Here is a 14,999-nt window from a genome sequence, read left to right as displayed (position 1 = left end):
GCTATATGTGATCACAAACCTTATCCCGTTGGCAAGCTCTCAAAACGCCAAGCCAAAATCTCGTTCCCATGGGTTTTGAGCCATGCGCGATGCCGTTGATACTCAGGGCAAAGCGCGGCGCAATGTGCCCAGAATTTTGGGCCGTGGTTCATTTCTGCCAAATGCGCAACCTCATGGGCGGCGACATAATCTAGCACCTCAGGCGGGGCCATGATCAGTCGCCAAGAATACATCAAATGACCCTGCGCCGAGCAACTGCCCCAGCGGCTTTTGGTGTCACGAAGTGTGAGCTTGGAAAACTGTCTTCCCAGTTTATTCGCGTAATATTCCGAGGCTGTGTGGAGCCGCGCATTGGCGCGGGTTTTTAGAAAGGCGGCCACGCGAATGGGCAGGCGTGGATCATCGGCAACGCTTAAACATCCATCGACCAGCTTTGCGGAACGGCCACTGCCTGCGATGATTGGATGGGGAACACCTTCGATGGGAATCACCGCACCAATGACGGGGCGCTGTGCTGTGGGGCGGTTTTGCAAATGCCCCATCAACCAATCACGGCGAGCGTGCAGAAAGGCCAAGGCCTCACCTTCTGGCGCCCAATGGGGCATGGTTAGGCTGACAGTGCCATCTCGATTGGACACCCGTAACGAAAATCGCGTGGCGCGCACGGATTTCTTCATCACCACCTCAACGGGCTGTGGCCCGTCCAACTGGTGAATCCAAGATGATGTCTTGCGCCGCATCGCAATAAGCCTCTGTGTTTCGTCAATCGAACGGGCAATCCGCGCATTAGTTTTCGGAAAGCCTTTGACACCCTATTCACATTGTGGCAGGGGATCGCAATTCTCTCGATAGCGTTCATTGAAGGGGGTGTCATGCCCAAAGAGGAATGGGGTGTTAAACGCGTATGCCCAACCACAGGCAAGCGTTTCTACGACCTAAACAAAGACCCAATCGTCAGCCCATATACGGGCGAGGTGGTCACATTAGATACTGGTAAAGGCAGCCGCAGCTTGGTCGCCGAAAAACCATCTGCCGCCTCTGCGGCTAAGTCCAACGCCCATGCGGATGATGAGGTGGTCTTGGATGATGAAGATGATTTGGTGTTGGATGATGATTCCGATCTCGATGATGATCTTCTCGAAGATGACGATGACGACAATGTCTCGCTCGATGACATTGCCGATGTCGGTTCGGATGATGACGAGTAAACCACTTTGAAAACCGTTGCGTGTGGGGCGGATTTTTCGCTTGATCTGCCCCGCGCGACACCATAAACCGCAGATCGCAACAAATGTTGCGCATGGTTACGGGGCCTTAGCTCAGCTGGGAGAGCGCTTGCATGGCATGCAAGAGGTCAGGGGTTCGATCCCCCTAGGCTCCACCAAACCCCCTTGGATAAAACCAGTAAGAAGCGCGCATATTTGTGCGGTTTTCATGCCGTTTTTGCTAAATCATCGCTCTGCCGAGCCGTTCTTGTGACTACGTCCCAGATAGAGGAAGTGGCGCAATGAACGCAGAGCCAACCAAGCAGTTTCATGAGGCCGCAGCGCCTATTGCCTCGGGTCGCACTGACGAGACGATAGACTCGATAAAAGGGATCGCGCGGCGTGTTGGTAATCTGTCAATCGCCATTGCCCAAGTTTCTGGCGATGTTCAGGATGTCTCAGAAGGTGCCGAGCAACAACGCAGCACCTTTCATATTATCCGTGATCGGATGCGCGCCATGGCCTTGCGGGGGAATGACGTGATGATTGCCGCGACCCAAGCACGCGATGGGTCGAACGCGGCAAGTCATCAGATTTCTGAAACCACGCAAAGCATTGCGCAAATGATGCAAAGCGTGACGACCTTGACCGATCAGGTCAATGAAATTGCATCGCATTTAGGGCGCGTTGCCTCCTCGTTGGAGCGGGTTGCCAAAGTTTCGCATCATGTCAGTGGCATTGCGCGTCAGACCAATCTTTTGTCTTTAAATGCCTCGATTGAGGCCGCACGTGCGGGCGTGCATGGGCGCGGCTTTATGGTGGTCGCAGGTGAAGTCAAACAGCTGTCCAATCAAGCGGGTCTTGCCACAGCCGAAATTGGTGACACGATTGAGGAACTCAGCAGCGAAATGCAGGCGGTGATCTCGCAAGCGACCCAAGCCAGTGAAGTAGCCCAGATGATCCGCGCCCATACGGGCAATGTTGGTGATGATGTTCAGACCCTACCACAGACCTTAGAACAAATGCGCCAAACCCAAGAGCAGATCGTTGCGGCCGCGCGCGCGATTGATGCAGATATCAACGAGACACAAGTCGATATCGACCAAATGACGCAAAGCGTGGACAGTCAGGCGGCCACCTTGGCCAAAGCCAGCCAATCGCTTTTGACCATAACCGACCATTCAGAGGCGCTGACAGGGATCTCGGCACGACTTGGGGTCGAGACAGTCGATAGCCCCTACATCGCCGCAGTTAAAGAGGTTGCCGCGCTGATCTCGGGCATATTCGCGGCGGCTGTGCGTGACCGAAAGATCAGCGAAGCCGACTTATTTGACGAGCGTTATGTTGAAATCCCGCAATCTGATCCCAAGCAGCATATGACCAAATTTGTTGGCTTCACCGATCAAGTTTTGCCGCCGCTTCAAGAGCCCGTATTGACCCTATCGCGCGCGGTTGTGTTCTGTGCTGCGATTGATCGCAACGGGTTTATTCCTACCCATAATTTAAAATTCAGTGAACAGCAGAAATTAGGTGATCCTGCTTGGAATGCGAAACATTGCCGAAACCGCCGCATCTTTGATGATCGTGTCGGATTGGCCGCAGGCCAAAGCCAACGCCCATTTCTGTTGCAGGCCTACCGCCGTGACATGGGCAATGGCGAGTTCCGAATGATGAAGGATGTCTCTGCACCCATCACGGTCAATGGTCGTCACTGGGGCGGGCTGAGGTTGGCCTATTTGATTGACTAGGTCAAATCTTAGATGGGGCCATCACATCATGGCCCCATCCCAAGTGGCTTATCCCAAGACCTCTTTGATGGCCTCGGTCGTTACGCTAACGACAGTATCCGCTTCCTCGCGGCTGAGGCAGAGCGGCGGCGCATAGCCAATGATATCGCCCTGCGGCATGGCCCGTGCAATCACGCCGCGCCGCGCCATTGCGGCGACAATCTGTGGGGTGATCTTTTTGGCGGGGTCAAAGAAAGTGCGCGTGTCGCGATCCTCGACCAATTCCACCGCGCAAAGCATCCCATCACCGCGCACTTCGCCCACATGGGCATGCTCGGCAAGGGCGGTGCGCATGGCTTGGTTGAAATAGGCGCCCGTGTCACGGGCATTCTCAACCAAATTCAGGCTGTCCAAAAGTTTGATATTGGCAACACCTGCAGCCGCGCCGATGGGGTGGGCGGAATATGTCCAACCATGCCCCAAGGGGCCGAATTCATCGGTGCCGTCCTCAAGAACCTTCCAAACTTTGTTGGAAATAATGGATCCTGAGAGCGGCGCATAGGCCGAGGTTAGGCCCTTGGCGATGGTCATGATATCTGGAGTGATGCCATAATGGGGTGAGCCAAACATTGATCCCATGCGGCCAAAGCCCGTGACCACTTCATCTGCAATCAACAAGATGTCATGCTTTTGCAGAACGGGTTGGATTGCCTCCCAATACCCTGCGGGCGGCGGCACAATCCCGCCTGTTCCCAGTAAGGGTTCTGCGATAAAGGCCGCGATTGTGTCAGCACCTTCGCGGGCGATCAGCTCCTCAAGATCAGCCGCGCATTTGGCCGAGAATTCCGCCTCGGAGAGGCTGAGGTCATCACGGCGGAAGTAATAGGGGCTGGTCGTGTGCAAGACCGCATCAAAAGGCAGGTCAAATTTTTGATGGAACAGGCTCAACCCTGTCAGGGATCCCGACATCAGGCCTGAGCCGTGATAGCCGCGCCAGCGCGAGATGATCTTTTTCTTCTGCGGCAACCCACGGATATTGTTGTAATACCAAACCAGTTTGATGTTGGTTTCATTGGCATCTGATCCACCAAGCCCGAAATAGACCTTTGACATATGGTCGGGCGCACGATCCATGACCATCTGCGCAAGCGTGATTGAGGCCTCAGTGCCATGGCCTACATAGGCGTGGTAATATGCCAATTCGCGGGCTTGCTCGGCAATCGCCTCGGCCACTTCTTGACGGCCATAGCCGATATTCACGCAGTAAAGCCCGGCAAATGCATCCAAAAAACGATTTCCATCGCGATCGGTGATGTGACAGCCGCTTGCGGTTTGCACGATCCGATTAGGGCTTTCGCCGCGGGCGTGCTGCGCAAGATGTGTTGAGGGGTGCATGAAGCTGTCGCGATCCCATTTCGACAGCTGATCATTGGTAAGCATCGGCTTTGTCCTTTGTCATGTGGTTTGGCACGTTTGCCGCAAGCCTAAGGGAAAATCCGCCCCAGTGCCATGCCTTGCGGCGAAGTCATGGATCACAGACCCGACACTGTGATTGGCGCAAGCGACGTTTTTGGTGCAAGCAATGACGCGAAGCGGGAAGCGGTGGGCGCTGAATTATCGAAAACTTGGCCCACCAACAGGAGGCGGCAGATGGTTTCTCGTATTCATAACTTTCCAACCCAAGAATATCAGGCGCGTATTGCGCGCACACGCGCCGAGATGGCCGCGCGAAATTTGGATTTCATCATTGTAACGGACCCGTCCAATATGGCGTGGTTGACGGGCTATGACGGTTGGTCATTTTACGTCCATCAAGCAGTGCTCTTGGGCCATAAAGGCGAGCCGATTTGGTGGGGCCGCGCGATGGATGGATTGGGTGCCTTACGCACGGTCTGGATGTCAGATGACGCTGTGGTTGGCTATGATGACACCTATGTGCAAAACCCAGAAAAACACCCGCATGAAACCCTTGCAAGCCTGATCCATGATCATGGCGGCGTGCGAGGGCGCATTGGCGTTGAGATGGATAATTACTATTTCTCTGCTGCGGCCTATGCGGCTCTGGTGAAGGGGTTGCCGGATGCTGAATTTGTGGACAGCACAGGTTTGGTCAATTGGCAACGCGCGGTGAAATCCGAGCAGGAAATCACCTATATGCGCCGCGCTGCAAAAATAGTGGAGCGGATGCACGAAGTCATCCGTGAAACGGCCGAGCCCGGCATGCCGAAAAACGCCCTTGTGGCCGAGATTAGCCGCACGGGCATTTTGGGTGCAGATGGTCATTGGGGCGATTATCCCGCCATCGTGCCCCTGACCCCCTCAGGTGTGGATGCCACCGCCCCGCATCTGACATGGGATGACAAACCTATGGCTGCAGGCGAAGCGACCTTTTTTGAAATCGCAGGCTGTTATCGCCGCTATCATTGCCCTCAATCGCGAACCCTATTCTTGGGCGAGCCGCCTGAAAAATATCGCCGTGCTGAAGAGGCGGTGGTTGAGGCAATCCATGCAGGCCTTGAACAAGCGAAGCCAGGTAATTTCTGTGAAGATATTGCGAATGCCTTTAACAAAAAGCTCAATGAAATGGGGTTCGAGAAAGACAGCCGCTGTGGCTACGCGATTGGTCTAAGCTATCCGCCTGACTGGGGCGAGCGCACAATGAGCTTTCGGCGCGGGGATCGTTCCGTTCTTAAACCAGGAATGACCTTCCATTTCATGCCTGCTTTGTGGTTGGATGATGGCGGGCTTGAAATCACTGAGCCGATCCTGATCACCGAGACAGGTGTTGAATGCCTGTCTAACTTGCCACGCGAGGTATTTGTGAAATGACCCCAACCATTGCCCTTGATGGCATGGGCAAGGCGCATGGCCATTTGCGCCTGCCCCATAGCCGCGATGACAGCGCATGGGGCCATGTTATGATTCCGATATGCGTCATCGGCAATGGGGATGGCCCGACCGTTTTGTTGACGGGCGGCAATCATGGGGATGAGTATGAAGGGCCGATTGCCCTGCATGATTTGGCCTATTCGCTTGAGGCCTCTGATGTCGCGGGACGGGTCATCATTCTGCCGCAGATGAATACGCCCGCCTTTTTGGCGGCAAGCCGCACATCGCCGATTGATCAAGGCAATATGAACCGCGCCTTCCCTGGAAATGCGCGGGGCACGGTCACACAGAAAATCGCAGCATATCTCAACGATGAACTCCTGCCGCGGGTTGATGCGGTTTTGGATTTCCACTCAGGCGGCAAGACGTTGGATTTTCTGCCCTTTGCCGCAAGCCATGTCTTGTCCGATGCGGCTCAAGATCAGGCTTGTGCGCAGGCCGCCCGCGCCTTTGGCGCACCTTATACTGTTAAAATGCTTGAGATTGATGACACAGGTATGTTTGACGGCGCGGTTGAGCGCGCAGGGAAAACCTTCGTGACGACCGAGCTTGGTGGCGCAGGGATGGCGCGCGCGGAAACAGTCGCGATTGCCAAGCGCGGGGTGCGCAATTTTTTGGTTCATTTGGGCGTTGTGCAGGGCAAGGTAGAAGAGGCGCCAAGCAGTCTGTTAGATATGCCTGATGCGGATTGTTTTACCTTTGCCGAGATGAATGGGCTTTATGAACCCGTTGTTGATTTGGGCGCGCGCCTGCGCGCGGGCGATCTTGTTGCCCGCATTTGGCCTGTTGAGGCCACAGGCAAACCCCCGCTCGGCCTTCTGGCCAAGCGTGATGGTTTGCTTGTGGCCCGCCATGCACCTGGCTTGATCAAATCAGGCGATTGTGCAGCGGTCGTGGCTGTCGAGATGGGTGCCGCCTAATCTGCGCCCTCAACCTTGTGCAGGTCTTGCATGAGCGCGGGATCGACCCCACGCTGGGTGAGTTCGTAAGCCGTGTAAGAGAGCCATAACGCGAACTCACGCCCTTTGCGGATGTCTTGACGATTTTCGCCATCCTTGAAAGTGCGTGCGATCACTTCGCAGGCCTTTAGCACTATGCCGATCACATCGGACACGCGCACTTCGGGCCATTCTTTTGCAAGTTTTTTGGCGCAGTCGCTGAAATCTGATGTTTCAGACATAAGCAAAGCCAAAACTGCCTCAAGCAGTTCTTCATCTTCCATGGACATGTGGGGTTTTCCCGTACCAATTAATTATGGCCGGATTCTCCGAGCCGTATCCCGACAGGCTTTTCCTGCGGGCGCTCTGGTGCTGCACATGCCGTGCCAAGATGAATAAAAAAACCCCAAAATTTGAAAAACACTTTCCATGAATTTTGGTTAACTTCTCCGAAGCGGTGTTTTTGCCGTGGAAGGGGGGCATCTTGGGCGTTAGGGTGCGCCCATGTCTGCGTTGACCTTCTCCTCTGATCAGGCCGAGGCCTTTGATAATGTTGCCGCCATGTTGGCGGGGCATGGTGTGGACATTGAAGCTGAGACGATTACCCCAATCTCAGATGGCCAATCAGGCGTTCTGGCGATTACGGGAAAAGCGGGCTCTGGGAAAACAATGCTGTTATCGGCCTTGGTAAAAGGTCTTGAGGCCGCAGGGGTCGACCTGATCACAGGTGATTTCGAGCCGCGCCGCCGAAAAGACCGCAGGTCTGCTGCAATCCTTGCCCCCACCAATAAAGCCGCAAGCGTTTTGCGCATGCGCGGGGTGCCAGCCACAACGATCCACCGCATTCTGTATACGCCTGTTTATGACCCTGAATTTGAAAAGGTCGCAGAATGGCTGACAGGGCAGGGGGAAAGGCCGCAGATTGAAGCCCTGAGTGATGAGGCGCTCGAGCGCGCGCGCCTGACCTATGAAACCCATAAATCCGTTCCTGCAGCCTTGGCTGCAGCGGGCTTGCGTGGGTCGGATTTCATCACAGGCTGGAAACGGCGAGAGGAGCCATTGGATATCGGTCTGGTCGATGAGGCCAGCATGCTGGATGATAAGCAATTCACGGATTTGCGCGAGATATTTCCCGCGCTTGTTCTGTTCGGCGATCCCGCCCAATTGGCGCCCGTGGGGCAGTCTGGCAAAATGGTGTTCGAGCAGATCAACCAAAAAGCGGTTTTTTCCTTGGGCCGTATCCATCGCCAAGATGCAGATAACCCGATCCTTGATCTGGCCCATGCCTTGGGGGATCCCGCGCTTGAGTTCGAGCAATTTGAACGGATGATTGAACAGGCGGCCGCGCGGGATGAGCGCGTGGTTGTTTCGCCGCGCGCTGATAGTGATTTGATGGCCCGCAGCCCCGTTTTGGTTTGGCGCAATGCCACACGGGTGCGATTGATCACGGGCTTCCGATCGGTGCATGGCGCGCCCTCTGATGCGCTATTGCCAGGCGAACCTCTGATTTGTGATGGGATTGAATTGCCGCTGAAGCATCGCAAGAAGCGCATCGATCTGGAGGCGCGCGGATTGATTAAGGGGGCGCAGGTTGTCTATGTTGGGCCAGGCTCAAAACCTGGGTTTTCGCGCTTGCATGTCATAGGGGCCGAGGCGCCGCGCCTTTCGGCAGCCTCTATCGTGAAAATTGAACTGCCCGATGAGGAGGAACCATTCATCCCCTATGCCGCCCATATGGGCGCTGCGTTTTTGCACGGGGCTGCGGTGACGATCCATAAGGCACAAGGCAGCCAATGGCGCGATGTGCAGGTCTTTGCCCCTGATCTTTACGCGGCAAGCCGCATGGGCCGTGTCGAAGCGGGCCAACCATTGTGGAAACGCTTGGCCTATGTGGCGATTACGCGGGCCGAGAACCGCTTGATTTGGGTGACGCGCTATATGCTGTCAAAACCCAAAAGCCCGCTTGGGGTCGGTGATCTGGAGGTGCCAAGCGCGCCTTTGGTCTTAGATGCCCAATCAGGCGCGGATCATGCGGAATAGGGCGGAGACAAGCCACCCCACGGCAATGGCGATGAAGAGCGCCAAAAACCCGTAAAGCAACGGCTGTTCATTGGCGAGACGATAGGCTGCGCGCTCAATCCCGACTTTGCGAACGGCAATCGTGTTTTCATGTGCACTGATGACGCGCCCTTCACGGGTCAGGAAAATGCGCACCAAGTAATCTCCCTCAACCAAATTTGCGGGCAGGGCGATAGAGGTCGAAAATAGGGTGTCTTCCCGCAGATCGACACTGTTTTCATTGATCTGATAGAGGCCTTCTTCGGCGCGCAGACGGGCTAGGGCTTCGAGGAACCCACTGGCATGATCTGCGCCGCCAGCGACATTGCGAAACGCACGCGGCAGAGAGATGCTATAAAGCACATCAGACACACTGCTAATCGCGTCACGATAGGGGGCGCTGGTGGCGACAGCATAAAATGTTGGCGCAGCATCGATATGCGCAAAGGCGCGGTTGATCCAAATCCCGCCAAAGCGTTCCTTACGCCGCATTGTGACAGGGCGGCTTGGGCCTGCAACAGTCACCACGACCTCAAGGTCTGTATCGCGTGCAATGGGCGCTTCGCGCCGCACAGCACCAAAAATCAAAATTTCGGAACCAGAGAAATTGGTCGTAATCGAGATGCTGTCTTGGCTGAACCCTGCGACCACATCTTCGGCCCAGACCGGCAGAAGCGTGGTCAGATAAACTAAGACTGCGACAAGCATTCTCATCGTCCCACCCCCGCTTGGTAGGAGATGGAATAGAGCTCGGCGGGTTCGACCAAGAGATCAAAAGCCAGTTTTGCACAGACGATCAAAACGAGGCTTGCCAATAAAATCCGCAATTGCTCGGCCCGTAATTTTGTGCCGATCTGCGTCCCGATTTGCGCGCCAATCGCGCCGCCCACCAAAAGAACAATCGCCAAAACAATATCGACCGTGCGGTTCGTTGCGGCATGCATCACAGTGGCAAAGCCAGTGACAAAAATAATCTGGAACAGAGATGTGCCAACCACAACTTTGGTGGGCATTCCCAAGAGATAGATCATGACAGGCACCATGATGAACCCGCCACCGACCCCCATGATGGCCGCCAAAAGCCCGACAAACGCCCCTGCAATAAGTGGGGGGATTACCGATATATACAGCCCCGAAACACGGAATTTCATCTTGAAGGGAAGGGCATGAACCCAGTTATGTTTGCGCCGCTTGGGGGCTGTGCCATGGCGACTTTTGCGCAAGGCGCGTAGGCTTTCGACAAACATCATGCTGCCGATAATGCCCAAGAACACCACATAGGAAATCTGCACCACCAGATCGACCTGACCCATGGCGCGCAAAATCGCGAAAAGCTGCACACCTGCGCCCGCGCCGATCAAGCCGCCAATCAGCAAAACCACACCCATGCGCAAATCAACTGTGCGCCGCTTGAGATGGGCCATCACGCCTGAAACGGATGACGCCACGACCTGACTGGCGGATGTGGCAACCGCCACGGCGGGGGGGATGCCGATGAAAAACAGCAAAGGCGTGATCAAAAAGCCGCCGCCGACCCCAAACATACCTGACAATATGCCAACCAATCCGCCAATCCCGAGAATGGCAAAAGCGTCAACACTGACTTCGGCGATGGGCAGATAGATTTGCATAAGGGGGGCCGTTCATCACTCTTATCCCCTTACAGCACAGGCAGACAGTCGGGAAAAGTTAAATTTCTTTAACCATTTTTGAGATAGTGCCGCAAAAGGCTTTCGAATTTCTGCGCGCCCAAGGGGGCCATGGCCTTTGTATGGGCATGGCTGATGGCTTCATCAGACAGGCCCGCTGCCATGTTTGTGATGACCGATACCGCCGCGACCTCAAGACCTAAAAAGCGACACAAGATGACTTCGGGCACGGTCGACATTCCCACTGCATCTGCGCCAAGAATGCGGATAGCGCGAATTTCGGCGGGCGTTTCGAATGAGGGGCCAGAATACCACGCATAAACCCCCTCTGGCAGGTCGATGCCTTCGGACACCGCAGCCCTGCGCAGCGCGTCACGGATCACGGGGTTATAGGCGTCTTTCATCGGAACAAAGCGCGCATCATCCTCGACCCCGATCAACGGGTTGCGGCCCGAGAAATTGATATGATCATTGATCAGCATCACATCGCCAGGGCGGCACTCGGGCGTAAGGGAACCTGCGGCATTGGTGATCAACAGTTTCGAGCCGCCAAGCGCCTTGAATACCTCAAGAGGTAGGCGCATTGCATCAGCTTGGCCTTGTTCATAATAGTGAACACGGCCCCCGAAAATGAGAACGCGCCGCCCCTCAAGCTGACCTATCGCCAGTTGGGGCGAATGCCCTGACACGCTTGCATGGGGAAATCCCGCAAGATCGCTGTAGGGGATTTTGACCCCCTCAACCATATCGACCAAATGGCCAAGGCCCGAACCAAGGATCAGGCCGAGTTCAGGCGGTGTGTCCCCTGCGAGGGATTGTATCTGTCTGGTGAGGGCTTCAACGTTCTTTGACATAAGGCTCGCCTCCCGCGCGGGGGGGGATTGCACGCCCCACGAACCCCGCCAAAATTACAACTGTCAGAATATAGGGCAAGGCCTGCATGAATTGGACGGGGATCACGAGTCCTGCGATATCGATATTCTGATAGCGGTTGCCAACAGCATCCAGCAGGCCAAACAGGAAGCAGGCGGATAGCGCATACCATGGCCGCCATTTTGCGAAGATCAGTGCCGCCAGTGCGATAAAGCCTCGACCTGCACTCATGTCTTTGACAAAGCCCGCAGAAAGCCCAGTGGCCAGATAAGCCCCCGCAAGACCACAGAGCAGCCCGCAGATCAAAACCGCGCTGTAGCGCATCGCGGCCACAGAGATGCCCGCTGTGTCAACTGCGGCGGGGTTTTCTCCAACTGCACGCAAGCGGAGACCAAACCGCGTGGCATAAAGCAGCCACGCCGTGGCGGGAACAAGCGCTAGGGCCACATACACCAAGATCGAATGACCAGAGATCACCTCAGCATAAAGCGGGCCGAGATAGGGGATTTGTCCCAACGTTTCGGTAAAGGGCAAAGTGATTTCGCTAAAGCGCGCATTGCCCGTCAAGGAGGGCGTGCGCCCACCTTGGGCGAACCATGTCTGCGATATGACCACGGTTAGGCCTGCGGCTAGGAAATTAATCGCCACACCTGAGATCAGCTGATTGCCGCGAAAGGTGATTGACGCCAAGCCATGCAAGGCCGCCAACAGGCTAGAGGCGACAATCCCCGCCGCAAGACCAATCCAGACACTGCCTGTCACAAAGGCAATCGCTGCTGAGAAGAAAGCCGCGACCAACATTTTTCCCTCAAGGCCAATGTCGAACACGCCTGCACGCTCAGAGTAAAGCCCTGCAAGACAGGCCAAAAGGAGCGGGGTGCCAAGACGGATTGAACTGTCCAAAATTTGCAGGATCGTTGCGTAATCCATCACATATCCCCCGCTTGACGGGTGCGCGTGCGCGCAAAAAATGCCTCAAGGGGAAGACGCACCATCGTGTCCAAGGCCCCCGTGAACAAGATGACCAAGGCTTGGATGACCACGATCATTTCACGGCTGATTGCGGGGATGACGAATTCTAATTCCGATCCTCCTTGATAGAGTGCGCCAAAAAGTAAGGCCGCCAAACAGACACCAATCGGGTGAGAGCGCCCCATGAGGGCCACGGCAATCCCCACAAAGCCCGCGCCTTGCACGCTGCTGATAACCAGTCTTTCAGCCTCGCCCATAACCGAGTTAATCGCCATGAGCCCTGCAAGCGCGCCCGAGATCAGCATAGTGACGATGATAATCCGCACAGGCGAAATCCCTGCGTAAATCGCGGCCCGTTCCGAATGACCAAAGGCGCGGATCTCATAGCCAAGTCGCGTGCGCCAAATCAGAACCCACACCGCAAAAGCGGCCAAGAGTGCGACAAAGAAGGTCACATTCAACGGGGTTGAGGGGCGAAAGCCTAAAAAACCTGCGAATTGCGAGGCATTTGGCAAATGCACAGCCTCAGCAAAGCGCGCGGTTTCTGGTGCCATGGATCCAGGCACGCGGAACACATTGACCAAGAGGTAAACCAACAAAGCGGCCGCGATGAAGTTAAACATGATTGTGGTGATCACCACATGACTGCCGCGTTTGGCCTGCAACCATGCAGGGATAAGCGCCCAAACCGCGCCAAAGGCGGCGGCGGATAAGGTTGCAGCGAGCAATGCGATACTCCAATGGGGCCAAGCGACAGAGAGGCATATCACCGCCACCCCAAGCCCGCCCAATGTGGCCTGACCTTCACCGCCGATATTGAACAGGCGCGCATGAAAGGCCACCGCCACCGCAAGCCCCGTGAAGATGAAATTGGTGGCGTAGAACAGGGTATACCCCCACCCATAGGCGGAGCCCACCGCGCCTTGCACCATCACCGCCATCGCGTGAAACGGGTTTTCGCCGATTGCCGTGACCACAAGCCCTGAAACAATCAGCGCCAAAAAAATGCTGATGACAGGAACCAGAAAAATATCGGCCCATTTTGGCATGCGTTCCATCACGCGGCCCCCTTTGTGAGGCCTGCCATCAACAGGCCCAGTTCCGCCTCATCGGTTTTGGCGGCATCGCGCTCGCCCATGATTTGGCCGTCAAACATCACCGCGACCCGATCGGCAAGCCCCATGATCTCGTCCAATTCGACCGAAACCAAAAGAATGGCACAGCCCTGATCACGCAAGGCAATGATCTGACGATGGATGAATTCAATCGCCCCAATATCGACACCGCGGGTCGGCTGCCCAATCAGCAGTAGATCGGGCGTATGGGCCATCTCGCGCGCGACCACGATTTTTTGTTGATTGCCGCCCGAGAAATTGCGCGCAGGCAACATAATGTCAGGTGGACGAATATCGAATTGCGCCATTTTCTCGGCGCAATCTTTTTGGATTGCGGCATTGTCCATCAAGGTTGCACCCGCCTGATAGGCCGCGCGTTCATGATAGCCAAAGGCAATATTTTCCCATGCCATAAAGGGCATAATCAGCCCTGCGGTTTGGCGATCTTCGGGGATATGGGCAATATCCATTTGCCGCCGAGCGCGGCCATTTGCAGTGGCGCCAGATAGGGGCAGAGGTGCGGATTTATAGAGGGCTGCGCCCGCGCTTGCATGGCGCATACCGCCCAGAATCTCCAAAAGCTCGGATTGGCCATTGCCTGCCACACCCGCGATCCCCAGAATTTCACCTGCGCGCAGTTCTAGGTTGATATCCTTCAGGCGCGCCACGCCGCTTGCATCCACGAAAGACAGGTTTTGCACCTCTAGCACGATGTCCTTGGGGCGCGCGGGTTCTTTTTCGACCCGCAGTAGAACTTTGCGCCCTACCATCAGTTCGGCCAAACCCTCAGGCGTGGTGTCTGCGGTTTTGACAGTGGCGGTCATCTCGCCACGGCGCATCACGCTGACAGTATCCGTAATCTCCATGATCTCGCGCAATTTATGGGTGATCAGGATGATGGTTTTCCCTTCTTCGCGAAGGCGGCCCAAAATCCGAAACAGTTGGTCTGCCTCTGCAGGGGTCAACACCCCTGTGGGCTCGTCCAAAATCAAAATATCCGCTTCGCGATACAGCTGTTTGAGAATTTCGACCCGCTGCAAATGGCCGACCGATAAATCCTCAATCACCGCATCGCCATCAACCTTGAGCCCATATGTCTCGGAAAGATCCGCCAGTGCTTTGCGGGCTTTGGCAATCGAGCCGTGCAAGAGCCCGCCTTCCTCTGCGCCAAGGATGATGTTTTCCAGAACTGTGAAATTCTCAACCAATTTGAAATGTTGGTGCACCATCCCAATACCCGCCGCGATGGCGGCTTGGCTGTCGGTGATCTCGACCGCGCGTCCATTGATGAAAATCTCACCCTGATCCGCGCGGTAGAACCCATAAAGAATGGACATCAGCGTGGATTTGCCCGCGCCATTTTCCCCCACAATCCCGTGGATCGTGCCGCGCGCAACTGTCAAAGAAATATCTTTGTTGGCCTGCACAGGCCCGAAGGATTTTGAAATCCCTCTCAATTCAATGGCGGGTGCGGAGGTCATAGGGTGTCCTTGCCTTTTGGTGCAATGCGAGAGGGGCGAAGAGGGTATGATCCGCTTCGCCCCCGCATCTGTCACGCGCAAATTGCGCGCGT

Annotated in this window: 14 protein-coding genes and 1 tRNA gene; 6 read left to right on the top strand and 9 right to left on the bottom strand. The window is 55.6% G+C overall.

Annotation, left to right across the window (positions count from 1 at the left end; all coding sequences use genetic code 11):
- Nucleotides 1-20: 20 nt before the first annotated feature.
- Nucleotides 21-740 carry a M48 family metallopeptidase gene (locus tag RYZ18_RS06895; RefSeq protein WP_317655705.1) on the bottom strand — a complete coding sequence of 240 codons (720 nt, stop codon included), beginning with the start codon at nt 738-740 and terminating at the stop codon, nt 21-23.
- A 132-nt stretch (nt 741-872) separates the two neighbouring features.
- Here RYZ18_RS06895 and RYZ18_RS06890 point away from each other — a divergent pair, with 132 nt between their 5' ends.
- From RYZ18_RS06890 to RYZ18_RS06880, 3 genes are all read left to right on the top strand, one after another.
- Complete coding sequence (locus RYZ18_RS06890) at nt 873-1,208, top strand: TIGR02300 family protein (RefSeq protein WP_317655704.1); 336 nt, start codon at nt 873-875, stop codon at nt 1,206-1,208.
- 100 nt (nt 1,209-1,308) lie between these two features.
- Nucleotides 1,309-1,384 (top strand) — tRNA-Ala (locus RYZ18_RS06885).
- A 123-nt stretch (nt 1,385-1,507) separates the two neighbouring features.
- On the top strand, nt 1,508-2,953 hold the full coding sequence (locus RYZ18_RS06880; protein ID WP_317655703.1) for a methyl-accepting chemotaxis protein: 1,446 nt from the start codon (nt 1,508-1,510) through the stop codon (nt 2,951-2,953).
- Between the two features lie 48 nt (nt 2,954-3,001).
- Here RYZ18_RS06880 and RYZ18_RS06875 read toward each other — a convergent pair whose 3' ends face one another.
- On the bottom strand, nt 3,002-4,372 hold the full coding sequence (locus RYZ18_RS06875; protein ID WP_317655702.1) for an aspartate aminotransferase family protein: 1,371 nt from the start codon (nt 4,370-4,372) through the stop codon (nt 3,002-3,004).
- Between the two features lie 210 nt (nt 4,373-4,582).
- Between RYZ18_RS06875 and doeA the strand changes: the two genes are divergently transcribed.
- On the top strand, nt 4,583-5,761 hold the full coding sequence (gene doeA / locus RYZ18_RS06870; RefSeq protein ID WP_317655701.1) for an ectoine hydrolase DoeA: 1,179 nt from the start codon (nt 4,583-4,585) through the stop codon (nt 5,759-5,761).
- Nucleotides 5,758-6,741, top strand: a complete 984-nt coding sequence (doeB, locus tag RYZ18_RS06865; RefSeq protein ID WP_317655700.1) for a N(2)-acetyl-L-2,4-diaminobutanoate deacetylase DoeB — start codon at nt 5,758-5,760, stop codon at nt 6,739-6,741. Before doeA ends, doeB begins: the two co-directional genes overlap by 4 nt.
- On the opposite strand, the gene RYZ18_RS06860 is transcribed toward doeB, so the two are convergent.
- Nucleotides 6,738-7,049, bottom strand: a complete 312-nt coding sequence (locus RYZ18_RS06860; protein ID WP_317655699.1) for a hypothetical protein — start codon at nt 7,047-7,049, stop codon at nt 6,738-6,740. The two genes, doeB and RYZ18_RS06860, sit on opposite strands and share 4 nt — an antisense overlap.
- Nucleotides 7,050-7,263: 214 nt before the next feature.
- Between RYZ18_RS06860 and RYZ18_RS06855 the strand changes: the two genes are divergently transcribed.
- Nucleotides 7,264-8,799, top strand: a complete 1,536-nt coding sequence (locus RYZ18_RS06855; RefSeq protein ID WP_317655698.1) for an ATP-dependent RecD-like DNA helicase — start codon at nt 7,264-7,266, stop codon at nt 8,797-8,799.
- Here RYZ18_RS06855 and RYZ18_RS06850 read toward each other — a convergent pair.
- The 6 genes from RYZ18_RS06850 to RYZ18_RS06825 all read right to left on the bottom strand — a co-directional run bounded on the left by RYZ18_RS06850 (nt 8,776) and on the right by RYZ18_RS06825 (nt 14,907).
- Nucleotides 8,776-9,525, bottom strand: coding sequence for a TIGR02186 family protein (locus tag RYZ18_RS06850; RefSeq protein ID WP_317655697.1), 750 nt, complete (start codon nt 9,523-9,525; stop codon nt 8,776-8,778). The two genes, RYZ18_RS06855 and RYZ18_RS06850, sit on opposite strands and share 24 nt — an antisense overlap.
- Before the next feature lie 2 nt (nt 9,526-9,527).
- On the bottom strand, nt 9,528-10,448 hold the full coding sequence (locus tag RYZ18_RS06845) for a sulfite exporter TauE/SafE family protein (RefSeq protein ID WP_317655696.1): 921 nt from the start codon (nt 10,446-10,448) through the stop codon (nt 9,528-9,530).
- Nucleotides 10,449-10,516: 68 nt separating this feature from the next.
- Nucleotides 10,517-11,320 (bottom strand): purine-nucleoside phosphorylase, encoded by an 804-nt coding sequence (locus tag RYZ18_RS06840; protein WP_317655695.1) that lies wholly within the window; start codon nt 11,318-11,320, stop codon nt 10,517-10,519.
- The gene (locus RYZ18_RS06835) at nt 11,304-12,269 is read right to left on the bottom strand and encodes an ABC transporter permease (RefSeq protein ID WP_317655694.1); all 966 of its coding nucleotides are present in this window, start codon (nt 12,267-12,269) and stop codon (nt 11,304-11,306) included. The genes RYZ18_RS06840 and RYZ18_RS06835 overlap by 17 nt, the downstream gene beginning before the upstream one ends.
- Nucleotides 12,269-13,369, bottom strand: coding sequence for an ABC transporter permease (locus RYZ18_RS06830; protein ID WP_317655693.1), 1,101 nt, complete (start codon nt 13,367-13,369; stop codon nt 12,269-12,271). The genes RYZ18_RS06835 and RYZ18_RS06830 overlap by 1 nt, the downstream gene beginning before the upstream one ends.
- Nucleotides 13,369-14,907 carry an ABC transporter ATP-binding protein gene (locus tag RYZ18_RS06825; RefSeq protein ID WP_317655692.1) on the bottom strand — a complete coding sequence of 513 codons (1,539 nt, stop codon included), beginning with the start codon at nt 14,905-14,907 and terminating at the stop codon, nt 13,369-13,371. The genes RYZ18_RS06830 and RYZ18_RS06825 overlap by 1 nt, the downstream gene beginning before the upstream one ends.
- Nucleotides 14,908-14,999 lie beyond the last annotated feature (92 nt).

The organism is Roseovarius sp. 10, from assembly GCF_033100315.1.
Classification (GTDB): domain Bacteria; phylum Pseudomonadota; class Alphaproteobacteria; order Rhodobacterales; family Rhodobacteraceae; genus M30B80.
The sequence above is the reverse complement of the archived record's forward strand: the minus strand, read 5'-3'. Positions and strand labels throughout refer to the sequence as shown.